Genomic DNA, 18,096 nt, shown 5'->3' with positions numbered 1-18,096 from the left:
ATCAGTTATGCTTAAACGATATAACTCATGGCATCCCATGCCGATTTTGGGTAAACCCTGACGTGGATCTCAAACAGCTCGAATACTTCCTGCGCGTGGCCGAACTGGGCAGCTTCACCCAGGCCTCGCATGCCCTGAACATCGCCCAGCCGGCTCTCAGCCGCCAGATCCGCATGCTGGAAGTGGAGCTGCGCCAGAACCTGCTCAACCGCAACGGGCGCGGCGTCACCACGACCGAGGCCGGCAAACTGCTGCTCGAGCATTGCCGCGGCATCCTGCACCAGGTCGATCGCGCCAAGGAAGACATGGGCCGGGTGCAGGGCGCATTGGCCGGCCGCGTCGCGCTGGGCATTGCGCCCAGCGCATCCAAGATGATGACCGTGCAGCTCACGCGTCAGTTCCGCAAGCAGTTGCCCAACGCGACGCTGTCGATCAGCGAAGGCTTGTCGCTGGTCATGCAGTAGTGGCTGCTGGCGGGGCGCCTGGACATCGCCCTGCTCTACAACCCGTCGCCCTCGCCCGGCCTGGACCTGAGCCCCCTGACCGACGAACTGCTGTACCTGGTCGGCCCGCGCGGGCCGCATCCGTCTGACCAGCCGATGCCGCTACGCACGCTGGCCAATATTCCGCTGGTGATTCCCAACCGGCCCAACACCATACGCATGCTGCTCGAATCGCAGATGGCCCTGATCGGCTCCAAGCCGAACATCCGCCTGGAGATCGACGGCGTGCCCGCCATCCTCGACCTGGTGGCCGACGGCGCGGGCTATGCCGTGCTGACCGAGCACGCCATATTGACCTCGGCCCAACCGGATCTTTATCACATCCGCAGGATCGTCCAGCCCGAGCTGCGCAGCCGCCTGTACCTGGCGACGGCGTCGGGCCGCATCACGACCCTGACGCAGAAAGCCATGCTCGAGATGATTCGGGCGATCGCGCGCCAGGTGTATCCCGCGTCGATGATCCTGATGGATCAGGGCCTGTAAGGCCCGGCGAGCCCGCGCGCATCAGACCACCGCTTCGTAAGGCAGGCCGACATAGTTTTCGGCAATGGTGGTCAGCCCGGCCTGCGTGCTGGTGTAGTAGTCCTGCTCGGCCCTCTGGATGCGCCGGCCGAACGCGTCGTCGTCGAACGTGTGCAGCAGCGAAGTCATCCACCAGGAAAAGCGCTCGGCCTTCCAGATGCGGCGCAGGCATATCTCCGAATAGCGTTCCAGCAGATAGGCCCGCCCGTCGAGCAACGCCCCGCGCAGCGCGTGATACAGCGTATAGACGTCGCTGGACGCCAGGTTCAGGCCTTTGGCGCCGGTGGGCGGCACGATGTGCGCGGCGTCTCCCACCAAAAACAGATTGCCGAATTTCATCGGCTCGGCCACGTAGCTGCGCAGCGGCGCGACGCTCTTTTCGATCGAAGGACCGGTCACCAGCTTGCCGGCAATGTCGTCGGGCAGCCGCGCGGCCAGTTCCGTCCAGAAGCGGTCGTCGGACCAGTCTTCCGCGCGCTCGGTCAAACTGCATTGCAGGTAGTAGCGACTGCGCGTGTGCGAGCGCATGCTGCACAATGCAAAGCCGCGCGGGTTGTTGACGTAGACGAGTTCGTCGTCGATGGGCGGCGTGTCGGAGAGCAGGCCCAACCAGCCGAAGGGATAGACGCGCTCGAAGTGACGGATGCTGTCCTGGGGCACGGATTTGCGCGACACCCCGTGAAAGCCGTCGCAGCCCGCGATGTAGTCGCATTCCAGCGTCATGCGCTGACCCTGGTGCGTGAACGTCACGCGAGGTTTGCCGTCGAGGAAACCTTGCGGCTGCACGTCGGCGGCTTCGTAATAGATCGGGGCGCCGCTGGCCTTGCGCGCGGCCATCAGGTCGCGCGTCACTTCGGTCTGACCGTAGACCAGCACCGATTTTCCGGTCAGCGCCTTCATGTCCACGCGCGTGCGACGCCCCTGGAAAGCCAGTGTGAAGCCGTCGTGCTCCAGGCCTTGTTCATCCATGTGGGCGGACACCCCGGCCTCGCGCATGAGGTTGACCAAACCGTGTTCCAGAACCCCGGCGCGGATGCGCCCGAGCACGTATTCCGGCGTCTGGCGCTCCAGGATCACATTGTCGATCCCGCAGCGATGCAGCAGTTGGCCGAGCAGCAGCCCCGAGGGGCCCGCGCCGATGATGGCGACTTGTGTCTTCATGGTTCTCCTCCGTTCCGGTCATCGCGCTCTCTCGGCGCCCAAACTCCGGATATGGCGCAGATGGTGCGCCCGGCGGAACGGCTTTTGAATGAACTTTTGCAGATTAAACTTGCCAATATGAAATATATTGATCGTGCTCCGATATTCAAGCTTTACGGCGGCCAGGATGAGTGGCCTGGACCGGAGCGGGTGCATTGCGAGACCATTGCCGCCCGCAGCCGTTTGCACAATTGGCATATCCGGCCGCATCGTCATTCGGGGCTCTACCAGATTCTCCACCTGCGTCAGGGCCGTGCCGTGGTGTGCCTGGACGAGGCTCGGCACAACGTGCGCGGACCGACGATCGTCGAAATACCCCAGGCCTTCGTGCACGGGTTCGAGTTCGACGAAAACTGTTCCGGCCATGTGGTGACGATCGCCTACCCGCTGCTCGCGCGCCTGGTCCGCCTCCTCGGACCTGCGGCCGCACCACCCTCGCAGCCCGCCATCCATGTCCTGGACCGCCGCGCGGCCGCAGGCCTGCGCGACGCCTTCGCGCATCTGAACGCCCAATATCTTTCACGCGAGGCTTTTCGCGACGCGCGCATCGAAGCCTGGCTCACGCTGATCTACGCGCGGCTGCGCGGCGACCACCCCGGCCTGGGCGCCGGCGCGACACGCCCCCGCGGCCTGGATCATCGCAACCACTTCGGCGATCTGCTCGAAACCTCGTATGCCGAACATCACGACGTGGCCTGGTATGCCGGACAAATGGGCATCACCACGGCGCATTTGAACGTCGTCACACGGGCCTACGCGGGCAAGTCCCCGCTGCAGCTCATCCACGAACGGCTGGCGCTGGAGGCCAGCCGCAGCCTGGTCTACACCTCGATGACCATCGGCGAAATATCGGATGTCCTGGGATTCTCCGAGCCGGCCCACTTCACGCGCTTTTTTCGCAAGGCAGCGGGCAGATCGCCGCGGGAATTTCGCCAGCAGGCCTGGAGCGCGGGGAGCATCGGCGCCAAAAGCGAGGCGGTCAAAACGTGATCGTGCGCGTCATCAGCGTGGCGCCGACCGGGCACAGGCTCTGCGCTTGCCGGGTAGCCAGGATGGCCTGCGGCGCCTGTTCCCTGGCGACCGCTTTGAAACCCACGCGCTCGAAGAACGGCGCAGCCGTTTCCGTGAGCAACCAGGCCTGGCGGGCACCCCGATCGTAGGCGCGGCGTAGCAGCAAGGCCAGCAGATTGCGGCCTGCGCCTTGGCCTCTGTCGGCCGGCGACACGACGATGGATCGCAGCAGCACATCTTGTCCGTAGCGCTCGAAACCGCCGTAACCGATCAGACGGCCGGCAAGTGCGCCGTATTCGTAGAAGGTTCGGCCGTCTTGGGCAAGGTCGTCCGCAGGCAAACCGGCACCGAGCAATGCCGCGGCGAGACCGGGATCGTCGCCGGCGATGCGCTTGTCGCGCAGGAAGGGGGTCCCCTCTTCCTTGTTCACGTCGGCAATAAAGCCAGGCTCCAGCAAGTCGAGCACCAACTCGGAAGGACGGCACAATCTCGCGCCGCGTCCGGTGACGACGAAAGGCCGGTTGATCAGGATGGGATGCCGCAGCATGTGTTCGATGAGCTGCGAATCGCCGAGCGCCGGATCGTCCAGGCCCAAGTCTTTGTAGGGCGTGCCCTTGATTCGCATTGCGCCGCGCACGGTCAGTCCGGCATCGGCGATGAGGGCTGCGAGCGTCTGGCGGTCGGGCGGCGCCGCGAGGTATTCGATGACGGTGGGTTCGGCGCCCGCCGCGCGCAGCAGCGCGAGCGCGTTGCGCGACGTGCCGCAGTCGGGGTTGTGATAGATGGTGGCGTTCATGGGAAAGACTTTCAAACGGAAGTTGCGGTGTCGCAGGCGTACCAGCCGCGAGTGCGGTTGACCGCTCGCACCACGAGCAGCATCACGGGCACCTCGATCAGCACGCCCACTACCGTGGCCAACGCTGCGCCGGACTGGAAGCCGAACAGGCTGATGGCGGCGGCCACCGCCAGTTCGAAAAAATTGCTCGCGCCGATCAAGGCCGACGGACAGGCGATATCGTGCCGTTCGCCCAGGCGCCGATTGAGCCAATAGGCCAGCGCCGAATTGAACAGCACCTGGATGAGGATGGGCACGGCCAGCATGGCGATGACCAGGGGTTGCGCGATGATGGCCTGCCCCTGAAAGGCAAATAGCAGCACCAACGTCAGCAAAAGTGCGGCGATAGACAGCGGGCCGATGCGCGCCAGCGCCGCATCGAAGGCGGCTTGTCCGCGGCGCAGCAGCAATCGGCGCCAGACCTGGGCGAGAAGAACCGGGATGACGATGTAGAGCGCCACCGAGGTCAGCAGCGTGGCCCACGGTACGGTGATGGATGACAGGCCCAGCAGCAAACCCACAATGGGCGCGAACGCGAACACCATGATCGTGTCGTTCAAGGCGACCTGGGACAACGTGAAAAGCGGGTCGCCGCCCGTGAGCCGGCTCCACACGAACACCATGGCCGTGCACGGCGCGGCGGCCAGCAGGATCAGCCCCGCGACATAGCTGTCGAGCTGCTCGGCGGGCAGCCATGGCGCGAACACTTGCCGAATGAACAGCCAGCCCAGGAACGCCATCGAGAACGGCTTGACGGCCCAGTTCACGAACAGCGTGACGCCGATGCCGCGCCAGTGCCGGCGCACCTGGCCCAGCGCGCCGAAATCCACCTTGACCAGCATGGGGATGATCATCAGCCAGATGAGCAGGCCCACCGGCAGGTTGACCTGCGCGATCTCCAAGTGGCCGATGAGCCGAAAGGCGCCAGGCGCGGCCTGGCCCAGAACAATGCCGGCGACGATGCACAGCAAGACCCAGATCGATAAATAACGCTCGAAGACACTCATGATCTTTACCTGTCGGGTTCAGCAGGTTAGGCAGGGGCTTAGGCCGGCGTTGACCTCGCAGACGCCGCCCTGGCAGCAGTGCTCGGTCAAATAGCCCAGGAGGCCGTTCATACGCGGGAAGTCGGCGCGGTAGACCAGATTGCGGCCCTGCTGCTCGACCGTCACCAGGCCGGCATGGGCCAGTTGCTTGAGATGAAAAGACAAGGCGCTGCGAGCCGCGCCGAGGTTCTCGGCCAGCACGCTCGGCACGAGCCCGTCGGGGCCTGCGACGACCAGGGCGCGAAAAATGCGCAGACGCTGGGTATGCGCCAAGGCGGTCAGCGCGGAGACGGCTTGATCTTCAGTCATGGCTTTTAATTTAATAATTCAATTATTGTTGAATCGTAGAGTAAATACCCAACTCCTGCAAGGCATCGCGCCGATGCCGGGGCGCCCTTGCCTACCGCGCGGGATACCGAGTCAGCATCCCCGGCAAACGCACGGGCAACTGCTGGGCGAGCAGCCAGTCCAGCGCCAGAGGCCAGAGCGACGCCTGGAAGCGCTTGTGGAAGAACGCGAAATGACCTATCTCGGCCTGATCGACCGCGCTCGGCGACAGGCGCAGATGATGCCGCTCGCTGCCGGCGTAATAGCGCAGCAGTCTGTCTATGGCCGGCACGGTGCCGAAAGGATCGTCGTCGATGCCCAGTGCGAGCATGGGCGCGCGCACCTGAGCGAAGCGATCCGGCGCGTCGCCCGCACCGGGCAGGCACGCCTCGAAACGCGGCCCCATCCCCGCCCAATTCAGGGCCACGCCCTTGGGAGTGTCTTCCATCCAGCCCAGACGCTTGGCCGGCACGTAGCCGCAGAACCGGGCGATCAGCGGCATCGCGATATGCCAGCGCAGGACCATGCCCAGGCGCGTACCGCGAGCATAGTCGCGCCAATAGGCGAACTGCGCCCCCATGGTGAAGATCCGCTCGATGCGGTGCGCCGACGGCGCCAGGCCGATCACGAAGCCGCCGATCGAATGGCCGACCACATATATCGGCTGGCCGGGGAAATGCGCCGCGGCATAGCGCAGCGCGCCTTCGAAATCGTTGGCGCCCCAATCCGACCAAGACGCGTCGAACGCGCGCAGCGAACCTGGCCGGGATTCGCCGATGCCGCGATAGTCGTACGTCAGCACGTCGCAGCCTCGCGCGTGCAGCGCGTCGGCAAACCGTTCGTAATAACGGCAGCGCACCGACGTGGCGCAGTTGATAATGACGATGGGGCGCGGCAAAGCCGCGGGATCGGCGCTGCGCCATGCAAACCCGCGCAGCGCGTAGCCGTCGAGGGCCGGGAAAGAAATTGACTCGGGCATTGCGGATCACGAAGCATCGATGTCGATTGATCCGCAGAATACAGGATCGCCCGCCGCAAGGCGCCTGCGTGGCCCGCGTCGGCGTCTGCGCTCTAACTCAGCCGCATCCAATCGGCCGCGTCGAGCGCGTAGGACGCAAACAGAAAATCCCGAATGGCGGCGATGCGATCTTCGCGCCATTCGAGCAGGACGAAGTGCGCGGGCTTGTCCATAGTGCTCGTGCTGTCGAACACCAGCATTGCCGGCCGCCTCTCGATCGCGCCCACAGCGAAGTTCCACTTCGTCTCTTGCGCATAGCGCGTGAAATAGAGGCTTATTTCCTGGCGGCCCGCGAGCTTGAGGCGGTTCACCAGCTCGAGTCTCACGTCCTCGGCGAGCAAGCCGCGGATCGCATCGAAGTCGCCGTTCTGAAAAAAGCGGACATAGGCCGCCATTTTTTCCCGATCGCCGTCGTGCATCAGCGGCAGCCGCGTCGCATCACTGCGACGGGAAAGCTGCCGCAACGCCGCACGGCCACGCTGCAGCGCCGATTTGGCGGCAGCTGGGGTGCAATCGGCAATAGCGGCAATTTCGTCGACCGTATGGCCCAATACATCCTTGAGTATTACCGCGCAGCGCTGCAGCTCGGGCAGCTGCAAAAAAGTCTGAAAGCCCACCATGACGGCTTCGCCGTCCGGCAGCGTTGCCTGATCCAGGGCGTCGGTCAGCGGCACGATACTGCTGCGCGAGCGCTGCCGCAGAAAATCCAGACAGGTGTTGTGCGCGATGCGCAACAGCCATCCGCCCAGATTCTCCACCACCGCGCCCTGCTCGCGCGCCTGCAATGCCTTGACCAGCGCATCCTGCAGTGCGTCCTCCCCGTCCACGGACGAACCCGTCATGCGCGCGCAGTAGCGGTGCAGCCGCGGCCGCAGCGCTTTAAGACTCTCTTCGAACTCGTCCGTCTGCATCGATTCTCCTATCGGGCTTCGCTCCATACCGCCGGGCCCATCATCGAATCCAGGCTCGCCAGCTCAGCGATCCGAGGAAAGTAGGCTTTCATGCGCGGGTCGCCGCGCATGGCCTCGATGTCGGCCGGGGTCTCCCACTCGGAGTAAATGACGACGCTGGCGCCGTCCTGGGCCGCGATCAATCGGGTCGCTCTCCAGCCGTGCAGCGCGCGGATCACCGTTTCGGTGTTTTGCTTTAACAGCGCGATCAATGCCGCCTGTTTGGCCGGCTCGGTTTTGAACACGCTGACCAGAATAGTCGATTGGGTTGTCATCGGTGTCTCTCCTTGATGTAGACACCGCCTAGACGACCCGGCACCGGCGAACGGATCGCAGGAGGAATGATTTTTTAATTTTTTAACAATTGCGCTTTTTTGCGGGGCGATAGCTCGCCAGCATCGCCCCTGCGACGATCAGCGCGACAGAAAATCCCAGAACGACGCTGGCCTGTGCCTGGCCGGCCATCACCAAAAGCAGAATGGACATCAACGGCGCGAAGTAGGACAACGCACCGAGGAGCGGCACATTGCCGCGCTTGGTCGCGTGGTCCCAGGCCAGAAAGGCCAGGCCCGTGGGCCCGACGCCCAGGAACAGGATCGCCAGCCATTGCGCGGCATCGGGCGCGACGCCGCGCTCGAACAGCCTATGCGCCGCGCCCCCCGCCAGCGCGACCGCCCCGCATACGCCGATCAGCATTTCGCTAGGCACCTGTGCGTAGCGGCGATTGGCGACCGAATACCCCGACCAGATCACCGCGCAGCCGAGCGCGGCCAGATAGCCCGCCATATGAACCGGCTGTGCCGGCTCGTCCTGGCGGGCCATGAAGATGAGAGCGGCTCCCGCAAAACCGAGCGCGGCGCCGGCCAGATGCCGGGGCTGCAGGCGGTCGCCGCCCGGAGCCAAGGCCGAGAACAGTACGATCAGCAAGGGCCAGAGATAGGCGATGAGACTGGCGCGCGCGGGCGGAACCGCTGCACGCGCGAAGAAATAAAAGGCGTGATAGAGAAAAATTGCAGTGAACGCCAGAAGCCAGGCGCCTGGCGGCTGCCTGAGCTTGGCGAGCGCGCGTCGCCCCTGCATGGCCAGCACGAGCATCCCGCTGACGAACGCCACGCCGAAACAGAGCGCCAGCAACTCGAACGGCGGAATTCCCGCCGCCGCTACCGTCGACAGCGCGAGCGCGGACCATAGCCCGATTGCGATCAGCCCGATGACGGTCGCCCTGCCTGTACCGTTGCCCACTGTCTGCTCCCTGCAGTTCGAAAAAGCCGAGAAGAACACAGGCACAGCGTCGCGGTCTTGTCGAATCCTGCCGGGGTTTAGGCTTTTTCTTGCGATTTGCCGAGCAGACAGCGTCGCACCCGGGCGGGTGTCATATCGCGTTCGCGCCGCATGGCGCGGGTCAGCGCGCTTTGATCGGCATGGCCGCTTTGCAGGGCGATATCGACGATGGACAACGTCGGATCGGCGAGCAGCCGCTCGGCCGCATCCAGACGCAGGGCCGCGAGCCGGGCATGCGGCGTGGTGTCGCGCCGCTCGAGAAAAGCCTCGTGCAGGCGGCGCGGGTTGACTCCTGCTGCCCGCGCGATGTCGGCGACGCGGATCGGATCGGCCAATCTGCGCTGCATGAACGAGGTGGCTCGCAGCACAACCGACTCGGCGTCGTCGGTGAGGCGGCCAGTGCCATGGCGGGCGCCTGCGGCCAGACTGCCCAGGAGCAGGGTCGACCAGGCTTGCTGATACGCCGGCGCGCGCAGCGCCCGGGACCCGAGCGCGTTCATGTACTCGAGCAGACCATGCACGCCCGGATCGACGATGAAGAAACTCGGCAAGTCGGCCTGATCCAGACTCTGTGCCCGCAAACCCGTCGGCACATCGAGCACGACGAAGGCATTGGCCTGCACGGCATGAAACGCGTGCCGGCTACCGGCCGGCACGAACGCGCCGATGCTTCCGCCGACCCGCCCGGCTTGGCTCCCCACTTCGATCTCGAGCGCGCCTTGGCACGGCATGACGACCTGGTGATAGTCGTGGCTATGCTGTTCGATCTCGCCGGAGTAATGCCTTATTTCGATGCGGGTGCCGTTCATTTTGTTTCCCGGTTTTACGCCGAGCGGAAATATCCGCGCAGGCCTGAAGCGGTCGTACCGCGAATGATGCCAGAGCCTGCGCGCCACGGGGCCGCACAAGCCTTGAGATCGGCGCCTTTCATCGCCCAATCCGGTGCGGTACATTGATGCGCCTATGCATAGTGAATCCGTCCTTGCCGATAGAACGACCCAGTACCGAAGCATTGCGCTGATACTGCTTTCCATGTTTTCTTTTGCGGTCGTCGATGCGCTCGGCAAGAGCGTGTCGCTACGCTATCCGGCCAATGAAGTCACATTCTTTCGCATGCTGTTCGGCATCGCGCCCGCGCTTGCGGTGTGCCTGCGCGGGCGTCCGGTAGGCGCCCGGCTTCGCATGCTGGACATTCGAGGACAGACGATCCGCGCCCTGACCCTGCTCGGCGCCTCGGCTTTTTTCTTCGCCGGCCTGCCCTACCTGCCCTTGAGCGAAGCCGTGGCGATCGTGTATTCGGAAGCCCTTTTCGTCATCGTTCTCGCTCCGGTTCTGCTCGGAGAAAGGCTGTTTCTGCGCAACGCGATGTCGGCGCTGCTCGGCTTCGTCGGCGTTCTGCTCGTCATACGACCGCAGGGCGCCTTGTCGAACTGGATCGGGCCGGCATTTCTGATGGCGAGCGCCCTATTCGGCGCGCTCTCGATGATACAAATACGACGCATCAGAACCAGCGACGACACCGGCATAACCGTGTTGTTTTTCACGACGGTGGGAACCGCGGTGACGGGGGCCTCCCTGCTCTTCGCCTGGCGTACCCCCACCTTCGAAGACTTGGCGATCATGGCATTGCTCGCCGTTTTCGCGACGATAGGCCAGCTTCTTTTTACCGTTGCGGTGCGGCGGGCTAGCGCTGCGTCTCTGGCGCCCTACACGTACACCAGCATCATATGGGCGACGCTCTTGGGCTACTTTATCTGGGGCGAAACACTCAAATTCGTTCCGATGGTCGGGATCGTACTGATCGTTGGCAGCGCCATCGCGTCGGCAATACGCGAAGAGCCCCCCGAAGGCCCCGCAGTCTAGGGCCGCCCGCAGCGTTTTTTCTTTACATGCCGGATGTGTCTTGCACCCGGCGCCGCCGCAATAGCCGGCAACAGGAGTCCGATATGAAAGTCGCAGTAATGGGTGCAGGCGCGGTGGGTTGCTACTATGGCGCCATGCTGGCGCGCGCAGGACACAATGTGGTGCTGATCGGCCGCGCCCAGCACGTCGAGGCGATCGAGCGCGACGGCCTGCGCCTCGAAACGCGGCTGCTGGACGAACGCATCGGCCGGCCGCGCCTGACGGCCAGCGTCGATGTGGCCGCCGTCGCCGGCGCGCAGCTCGTGCTGTTCTGCGTCAAATCGCCCGATACCGAAAACGCGGGCGCGTCCATCGGCCCGCACCTGGCCGCCGATGCGCTCGTGCTCACGCTGCAGAACGGCGTGGACAATGCCGAACGCCTGCGCGGCGTCATCGCGCAGGAAGTCGCGGCCGCGGTGGTGTACGTCGCCACCGAGATGGCTGGGCCGGGCCATGTGCGCCATCACGGCCGAGGCGAGCTGGTCATCGAGCCTTCTTCGCAAAGCGAGGCCGCGGCCCGGTTGCTCGCCGCAGCAGGCGTGCCGACGGAGGTGTCGGCCAACGTGCGGGGCGCGCTCTGGGCCAAGCTGATCATCAACTGCGCCTACAACGCGCTATCGGCCATTGCGCAACTGCCCTACGGCCGCCTTGTGGCGGGCGCCGGCGTGCGCGATTCCATGCGCGACGTGGTGGCCGAATGCATCGCGGTCGCCCAGGCTGAAGGCGTGACCTTGCCGCCGGACATCGAACAGGCCGTGCGCCGCATCGCCGACTCCATGCCGGGCCAATACTCCTCCACCGCGCAGGACATGGCGCGCGGCAAGCGCAGCGAAATCGATCATCTCAATGGTCTCGTCGTGGTGCGCGGAGAGGCGCTCGGCGTGGCCACTCCGGTTAACCGACTGTTGCACACGCTTGTAAAACTCATCGAAAATAAGACAAATAGCGCCATCTGAGTTTATTTTTCGCAACAAAGCTCAGATAATTCAGCCTCTTTTCTTATTATCAAAAATTAGTAATAATTTGTAGACGCCCCGAGGCACTCGCGCACTTACAGATCGATCGGCATGCCGCCCTCGACCCAAAGCGTGGCGCGTCCCGCGGACGGCGCAGCGCCGATCGCAGCATTCGACGCGGCGGGCGCCAACAAAGCCGCGACCCGGGTTCGGCCAACGCACCGAGGCCGGCCCGAACGCGCAAAGCGCGCCCCGGCCGAGCCGACGTCGCTTTCATGCAGGATGAGGCAACCCTGTTCCCGTAAGGCGTCTGCCAGGAAAGGAGACCGTCCGTGAAGTGCCCCCCAGCGTCACCTGTGGAAGCGGAAAGACTCGCAGCATTTTCCGAATACGAGTTGAGCAGCGGCTCGTCCCTTCCGAGTCTGGATCCCGTCGTTCGAATCGCGGCGCGCATGTTCGACATGCCGATCGCCGCGGTCAACATGATAGGCAACGACCACGTCTTCTTCGTGGCGGAAACGGGCTTGGACGGCGCCAGTGTCGACATGGGCCGGAACGTATCGTTCTGCGCGCACGCGATCCTGCAGGACGAGGTGATGGTCGTGCCCGACGCGACGCTCGACGCGCGCTTTAACGACAATCCACTCGTCACCGGATCGACCCATGTGCGCTTATATGCCGGCGTCACGATCCTGTCTGCGCAAGGCTATCCGCTCGGGGCCTTGTGCGTGATAGACACCGAGCCCAACCCCGACTTCTCGGATGACGACGCGCAACGCCTGCGCGAGCTCGCGAGAATGGCCACAGACAGGCTGGAATTGCGCCGCATCGAGCTGTCCTCCGAGCGCATTCCCCCACCCGCCGGCGACCCCGAATGGCGTTCGCCCACGGCCATGATCCGCTTCGACTCGCGCGGCGTCATTCTCGACTGGAACGAAAGCGCCGCCGCCCTGTACGGGTACGAGGTGGCCGAAGGGCCTGGCCTGCCGATGGAGGAGCTCACGCCCGAACGCGGCCGCAAAGCGCAGCGCGAGTTGATCGCGCGGGCCGTCGCGACAGGTTCCATCGAAGGCCTGCGTGTGCCGCCGGAAGTGCGCGGCGTGCGGCGCGACGGTACCGAATTTCTGCTGGGTTTTTCGCTGTTTTGCTGGCGCGAAGAAGGCAGGCTGATCTTCAACGCGCATTTTCAGGACTTGTCCGCGCTGCGTCACGAAAAAGACTTGCTGCGCCGGATGGCCAATACGGACGTGCTCACCGGCGCCGCCAACCGAACTCATTTTTACCGGCATACGCAAGCCGCGCTGACCGGCGCACACCCCGCCGCCGTGATCATGATCGATCTGGACGGTTTCAAGGACATCAACGATACGCTGGGGCATGCCGCGGGCGACATCGTCTTGGGCGAAGTCGCCCTGCGCCTGAAGGCGCTCGTCCGACCGGAAGATACGGTGGCACGCGTGGGCGCGGACGAGTTCGCGCTGCTTCTGCCCGGCGTGACGGATGCCGAGGCGGCGCGGCGCGTTGCGCAAGCCGCGGCGCGAGCCGTCTCTCAGCCGGTCGTCGCCGACGGCCTGGATGTGATGCATGTCACTGCATGCTGCGGCGTCGCTCTCGCGCCGCAGCACGCCCAGGAAGCGGTGGAACTGATCGGCGACGCGGATATGGCGCTCGTCAAGGCCAAGCAGTCGGGCCGCGGCCAGATCTTCATGTTCACGATAGCCCTGCGCATGGAAGTGGTCACGCGCAGGTTGTACAGCATGGAGTTGCAGCGCGCCGTCAACGACGGCGAGTTTGTCCTGTTCTACCAGCCGCAGCTCGATCTCGGCACGAACACGCTTATCGGCGCGGAGGCGCTGATCCGCTGGCGGCATCCGCGGCGCGGCCTGCTGTCGCCGGCGACTTTTCTTCCCTCGCTCGAATGCGGCCCCCTCGCCCAGACGGTAGGCGGGTGGATACTCGAAGAAGCTTGCGCGCAAGCGGCGCTCTGGCGGCGCAGCGGTGCGCCGGAATTCCAGATGGGCGTCAATCTCTTCGGCGCGCAATTTCGCGTCGGCCAAATCGACCAGGCCATCCAGGCCGTGCTCAGCCGGCACGGTCTGCCGCCTCAGGCCCTGGAACTCGAAGTGACCGAGAATATCGTGCTGGACGACGATGTGGTGCTGGACTCGCTGCAGCGCCTGCGCGACATCGGACTGGGCATTGCCTTCGACGACTTCGGCACCGGCTACGCGTCGCTCAGCCTGCTCAAGCGCTATCCGCTGACCCGCATAAAGATCGACCGCTCGTTCGTCATGGGCATGGTGCAGTCGGACCGGGATGCTTCCGTCGTGCGCGCGATCATCGACATGGCGCGCAGCTTCGACCTGCAGACCATAGCCGAAGGCGTCGAAACCGCGGAACAGCTCGACAAGCTGCGCCGGCTCGGTTGCAGCCAGGGACAGGGTTATCTGTTCGGCAAGCCCATGCCGGCCTGGGAGTTCAGCCAGGCGTTCGGCCTGGACGCCTCTTGGCTCAGGCAAAAACGCGCGTAAATCCTGAGCCTGCGGTCGTCATGACGAGGCTGGACCGTCGTTTCCGGCGTATACCAGCGAGTCGTGCAGATTGCGCATCTCCATGCCCAGGAATTCGGGCACGGGAGGAAGCGGCGCGGGGCGGGAGCCCCGGCGCACGGCATCGGACAGCGCAGTCAGGGCCCGGCCTATCTCTCCTGCCCCCTCCGCCCCGAACAGCGAATGGGCCATCTCGGCAGCCCGCGCGCCCGACTCTTCCAGCGACCAGCAGGTGGACAGCGCCCGGTAAGCCAGACGCTGCGCCGCCATGACTGCGGGCCATGACCGAACCGCCGCGTCGCGTTGCCACCGTTTGGCGCCGGCGCCGAAATCATAGGCATCGAGCAGGACGATCGTACGATGTTGAAGATCGCGGCGCGCTTGCCGGGCCGCAGGCGCGGTCACGTCCGCCGCGGCAGCGTATTCAAGCACTCGCTCGAGCGCGGCGAGGGTATCGGCGAGTGCTTGCGGAATGCGCAATGCCACGGAGCGCGGCGTGGTCGACGCCAGAATCGCCAGCCCGGTCGCGCAGCCGATGACCGTATCGACGCCGCGCACCCACAACACATGCCCGATGTGGGGCATCGGATGCCCGCCCGACGCGATGGTCAGCGCCGCGGCCGTGATGAACACGACAGCCAAGGCGTAGTTGCGCACCACGGTCATCTCGATGACGAACTGCAGCAGCATCAGCGTCGCGGCCAACCACAGCCCGCTGGGGTGAGCGGTCAGGATCGCGCCGGCCAGGACCAGGCCGACGAGGGTGCCGCTCATTCTTTCGATGCCGCGCTGCAGGCTGCGTGACCAGTCCAGCCCCTGATGCAGAATCAGGACCGACGCCGCCATCGTCCAATAGGCGCGCTCCAATCCCAGCGCGGCGCCTATCGCGCCGGCAATTGCCGTGGCGGCACCGACGCGAACGGCGGCCAACAAGGCAGGCGACCACGGCCTGAGGCTTTCGCGCAGCAACTCCGACACACGATGGTGGCCCAGCGGAATGTGCGCGGGCTCGGTGCGTTCCGCCCGACTCGAGGCGTCCATCGCCTCAGCCGCGATGGCCCGCGCCTTGTCGGCGGCGGCAGCCAGCGACGCGCTGCCGGAGAGGGACGCGTTCATGACGCTTGCGAAGAGCAAGTGCAATTCGCGGTTGAGCGAGCGCAAATGGCTCAGGGGGCCGTCGGGCCGAGGCTGGGCGGGCTGGCGCGTCACGAGCGTCGCCCAGGCGTGATGCATGGCCAGCGCGGCCGCATGGCGGGCGCCATCTTCGCCGGGCGTGCCGACTTCCTGCACGAAGCGCGCGACGGCCTGCGCCGCGGCCACGATTGCCATTCGTTCCGGCCCGCGAGGCCAGGCCAGCGCCGTCGACATATGCGCCAGCCATGCGAAGGCGCCGCCGGCCAGCACCAGCAGGCCGACCTGCGCCGTGGAGAAATGTCCGATGGGCATGCCTGTCCCGGCAGCGCAAGCCAGCGCGAACATATAGGCCCCGGGCGGCCCGACACGCAACGCATTGCACAGAAAGGTCGCAACCATGGCGATCAGGAGCACGGTGGGCACCGCCAGCAAAGGCGTCCCGGCTGCCCAGACGCCGAGCATGACCGACACGGCGAAAGAAAGCGCGATCACGGCAAGATGGATCGCGCGGTTCAGATATGGGCGATCGCCGCCGTAGAGCGCGGTGAACGCGCCGATCGTGGCCATGAGCCCGGCGGTCGTGTCGCCGGCGGCCCAGCCGGCCAGAACCGGCACGCCCATGCAGAGACCGGCGCGCACAGCGAAAGGCCAGCGCCGGCCGGCCGGGCGCAATGTGAGCAGCGCCGACAGGCGAAAAGAAGGCGCAGGCGGGGTCGATGGAAGCGGAGGCATGGACGATGGGTCGTGCGGTTCGCCTTTGTCGAAAAGGCGAGATTTGGCGGATGAGCCGATTTTAACGGGCCGCGCGCATCAGCCGGCGTCGTCGAAATTCGGTTCCGGGCCGATGCGCAACCCGGCGCGCGATCGCGGCCGACCGCCCACGCTCATTTCGGCGAACGGACCGCGCGCACCTTGCCGCTGCTGCCGCCGCCGCAGAAAAAACGGCCGGCGCCGTCGGACTCCAGACCGGATACGCCCATGCCCGCGGGCATATCGAGGGTTTCCAAGACTTCGCCCGTCGAAGCGTCGATGCGCCGCACGTCGCTTTCCTCGCCTTCCCATGTGCCGTGCCAGAGCTTGCCGTCGACCCAGGTGACGCCGGTAACGATGCGCCTGGACTCGATCGTGCGCAGGATCGCTCCGGTTTCCGGATCGATCTGATAGATCTTGCGGCCCAGATGCTGGCCGACCCAGAGTGTGCCCTCGGCCCAGGCCAACCCAGAGTCTCCCCCCTGGCCGGGCGACGCAATGGTGGAGACCACACGACCGGTCGCCAGGTCGATCTTCTGGATGCGGTCTGCGGCGATCTGAAAAAGGTGCTTGCCGTCGAAGGCGGTGCCTGCACTCCCGGCGACATCGATCGTGCGCGCGATCTCACCGGTTTGCGGATCGAGGGCGTTGAGCCTGTCTCCGGAGGCGAACCAGACATACCGACCGTCGAAGGTGACGCCGTGGACGGCGTCTGCGCCGGGGAAAGGACCGTATTCGCGAATGATTTCGGCTTGGGCGTGTTTCATATCGTCATCGGGTCGGTAAGGAGGTTTCAGTCTAGCCGCCCGGCATGGGACCGGGGAGTAACAAGGCTGTCGGGAATCCCGGCACGCAGGAAAGCGTCCAGCGCCTGGCCCGACCGCCGCCGAAAGGCTGCGCCTTGCCGGCGGCGGCAAGCTGCTCGAGCGCACGCTGCACAGTGCGGGGACTTGCGCCCAATGCGATCGCCAGGCCCGAGCTCGACCAGGCCTCGCCGTCGGCCAGCAAGGCGAGCACGGCCGCATGCGGCTCGTCGACGAGCGGCGCCAGCACGACCACCGTGTCCGCATGGCAGGGAGCCAGCGCAAAGCCGCGCCGGGTCGCGTTGATTTGCGCCAGGCCATGAAGCGCCGCGCGCAGTCGCCCCATCTCGACCCGCAGCCGGGCACGGTGCGACTCGTCGATGCGCTTCGCGCGGAATGCGCGCGCCAGCAGCGTCTCTCTCGATACGTCGCCGGGCCAGGCTTCGCCGAGCAGGCGGGCCAGGGCGAACAGGATCGGGCGCGTCGCGAGCGGAACCGACGCCTGGCGGCCGCGCACGGCATTGCGGCAGGCATCGACGACAAGCACCTCGGCGGCCAGCAGCGCTTGGGCCTGGTCGAGAAGCACAAGGCGCTCTTGCCCGCCTGTGATCGCGCGCGCCGCGGGCGTATGCAGAACGCGGACTGCGCTGTCGACTTCGATCGTCAGAGCGGGAATGTCGGCCTGCCGCGCGGCACGGCCTGCCCGGGAGAAGGCGGCACTCGCCCGCTTCGTATCGAGGCGCCGTATGGCGACCCCTGCGACCGTCAGCTCATAAGCGGCCCGCGACGCGGGCGGGAGCGGTGCAGGATCGAACTCGGCAAGCAATTGTTCGGCCTGATCCAGCCGGCCGATCAGCAGCAGGCGGCGAGCGGCAAGATTGCGCGCATGGGCGGCATTCACGACATCGCCATGGGTCGCCAGCGTCGCCCATGCCGCATCGAGCGCATGGCTGGGCCAGTTCAGATCGCGCGAGACCAGCGCGATTTCGGCTTGGGCGACGACGCACCGCGCACGGGACAGCTCATCCTTGCGGCCGAAGGCCTGCGCTGCGCGCTTGAGCAGCGTCTTGGCCCGTTCGAAATCGCCGAGCTGGGCCATCGCGATGCCGCGCAGCGCCAGTGCGGACGGGTCGTCGCGCAAAGCGACACGCTTGAGCGCGCCCAGGATGTCGCCACCGGCCAGAGCCGCCGCTGCGGCCTGAATCAGCGAGTCCACGCCAATCCCGCCATATTTGTCACTCTCACCGTTTCGATCTCCGACGCGAAGATACCTCCACCGGCCGATGACGGTCGACGAAGCAGAGAAATT

The 18,096-nt window shown here is 65.5% G+C and carries 16 protein-coding genes and 1 pseudogene; 5 read left to right on the top strand and 12 right to left on the bottom strand.

Features of this window, described 5'->3' with window-relative positions:
- Positions 1-62: 62 nt before the first annotated feature.
- Positions 63-986, top strand: a pseudogene (locus ACTHJ1_RS18435) (LysR substrate-binding domain-containing protein).
- A 21-nt stretch (positions 987-1,007) separates the two neighbouring features.
- Here ACTHJ1_RS18435 and pobA read toward each other — a convergent pair.
- Positions 1,008-2,186 carry a 4-hydroxybenzoate 3-monooxygenase gene (gene pobA / locus ACTHJ1_RS18430; protein WP_440195648.1) on the bottom strand — a complete coding sequence of 393 codons (1,179 nt, stop codon included), beginning with the start codon at positions 2,184-2,186 and terminating at the stop codon, positions 1,008-1,010.
- Positions 2,187-2,303: 117 nt separating this feature from the next.
- Between pobA and ACTHJ1_RS18425 the strand changes: the two genes are divergently transcribed.
- Entirely contained in the window at positions 2,304-3,215 is a 912-nt protein-coding gene (locus tag ACTHJ1_RS18425) for a helix-turn-helix domain-containing protein (protein ID WP_440195645.1), read from the top strand.
- Here the strand turns inward: ACTHJ1_RS18425 and arsN2 are convergent.
- The 8 genes from arsN2 to ACTHJ1_RS18385 form a co-directional block, all read right to left on the bottom strand.
- Positions 3,205-4,032, bottom strand: coding sequence for an arsenic resistance N-acetyltransferase ArsN2 (gene arsN2 / locus ACTHJ1_RS18420; protein ID WP_440195642.1), 828 nt, complete (start codon positions 4,030-4,032; stop codon positions 3,205-3,207). The genes ACTHJ1_RS18425 and arsN2 overlap by 11 nt on opposite strands.
- A gap of 11 nt (positions 4,033-4,043) precedes the next feature.
- On the bottom strand, positions 4,044-5,078 hold the full coding sequence (gene arsB / locus ACTHJ1_RS18415; RefSeq protein ID WP_440195639.1) for an ACR3 family arsenite efflux transporter: 1,035 nt from the start codon (positions 5,076-5,078) through the stop codon (positions 4,044-4,046).
- 18 nt (positions 5,079-5,096) lie between these two features.
- Entirely contained in the window at positions 5,097-5,426 is a 330-nt protein-coding gene (locus tag ACTHJ1_RS18410) for an ArsR/SmtB family transcription factor (protein ID WP_440195636.1), read from the bottom strand.
- 91 nt (positions 5,427-5,517) lie between these two features.
- Complete coding sequence (locus tag ACTHJ1_RS18405; RefSeq protein ID WP_440195633.1) at positions 5,518-6,423, bottom strand: alpha/beta hydrolase family protein; 906 nt, start codon at positions 6,421-6,423, stop codon at positions 5,518-5,520.
- Positions 6,424-6,515: 92 nt separating this feature from the next.
- A complete protein-coding gene (locus ACTHJ1_RS18400; RefSeq protein ID WP_440195631.1) occupies positions 6,516-7,373 on the bottom strand; it encodes a sigma-70 family RNA polymerase sigma factor in 858 nt (285 codons plus the stop codon).
- Positions 7,374-7,381: 8 nt separating this feature from the next.
- Positions 7,382-7,687 (bottom strand): putative quinol monooxygenase, encoded by a 306-nt coding sequence (locus ACTHJ1_RS18395; protein WP_440195628.1) that lies wholly within the window; start codon positions 7,685-7,687, stop codon positions 7,382-7,384.
- A gap of 82 nt (positions 7,688-7,769) precedes the next feature.
- Positions 7,770-8,654, bottom strand: a complete 885-nt coding sequence (gene yddG, locus ACTHJ1_RS18390) for an aromatic amino acid exporter YddG (protein WP_440195625.1) — start codon at positions 8,652-8,654, stop codon at positions 7,770-7,772.
- Between the two features lie 77 nt (positions 8,655-8,731).
- The gene (locus tag ACTHJ1_RS18385) at positions 8,732-9,502 is read right to left on the bottom strand and encodes a helix-turn-helix domain-containing protein (protein ID WP_440195622.1); all 771 of its coding nucleotides are present in this window, start codon (positions 9,500-9,502) and stop codon (positions 8,732-8,734) included.
- Positions 9,503-9,656: 154 nt separating this feature from the next.
- Between ACTHJ1_RS18385 and ACTHJ1_RS18380 the strand changes: the two genes are divergently transcribed.
- The 3 genes from ACTHJ1_RS18380 (at position 9,657) to ACTHJ1_RS18370 (ending at position 14,082) form a co-directional block, all read left to right on the top strand.
- Positions 9,657-10,556: a DMT family transporter gene (locus ACTHJ1_RS18380; RefSeq protein WP_440195619.1), complete on the top strand. Its 900-nt coding sequence runs from the start codon at positions 9,657-9,659 to the stop codon at positions 10,554-10,556.
- 83 nt (positions 10,557-10,639) lie between these two features.
- On the top strand, positions 10,640-11,551 hold the full coding sequence (locus ACTHJ1_RS18375) for a ketopantoate reductase family protein (RefSeq protein WP_440195616.1): 912 nt from the start codon (positions 10,640-10,642) through the stop codon (positions 11,549-11,551).
- A 332-nt stretch (positions 11,552-11,883) separates the two neighbouring features.
- Complete coding sequence (locus ACTHJ1_RS18370; protein ID WP_440195613.1) at positions 11,884-14,082, top strand: putative bifunctional diguanylate cyclase/phosphodiesterase; 2,199 nt, start codon at positions 11,884-11,886, stop codon at positions 14,080-14,082.
- A gap of 18 nt (positions 14,083-14,100) precedes the next feature.
- On the opposite strand, the gene ACTHJ1_RS18365 is transcribed toward ACTHJ1_RS18370, so the two are convergent.
- The 3 genes from ACTHJ1_RS18365 to ACTHJ1_RS18355 form a co-directional block, all read right to left on the bottom strand.
- The gene (locus ACTHJ1_RS18365) at positions 14,101-15,966 is read right to left on the bottom strand and encodes an FUSC family protein (RefSeq protein WP_440195610.1); all 1,866 of its coding nucleotides are present in this window, start codon (positions 15,964-15,966) and stop codon (positions 14,101-14,103) included.
- A 152-nt stretch (positions 15,967-16,118) separates the two neighbouring features.
- The gene (locus tag ACTHJ1_RS18360; protein WP_440195607.1) at positions 16,119-16,751 is read right to left on the bottom strand and encodes a Vgb family protein; all 633 of its coding nucleotides are present in this window, start codon (positions 16,749-16,751) and stop codon (positions 16,119-16,121) included.
- 31 nt (positions 16,752-16,782) lie between these two features.
- On the bottom strand, positions 16,783-18,003 hold the full coding sequence (locus ACTHJ1_RS18355; RefSeq protein ID WP_440195604.1) for a helix-turn-helix domain-containing protein: 1,221 nt from the start codon (positions 18,001-18,003) through the stop codon (positions 16,783-16,785).
- Positions 18,004-18,096: the final 93 nt, after the last annotated feature.

The organism is Bordetella sp., assembly GCF_051960075.1.
GTDB lineage: Bacteria > Pseudomonadota > Gammaproteobacteria > Burkholderiales > Burkholderiaceae_B > Bordetella.
The sequence above is the reverse complement of the archived record's forward strand: the minus strand, read 5'-3'. Positions and strand labels throughout refer to the sequence as shown.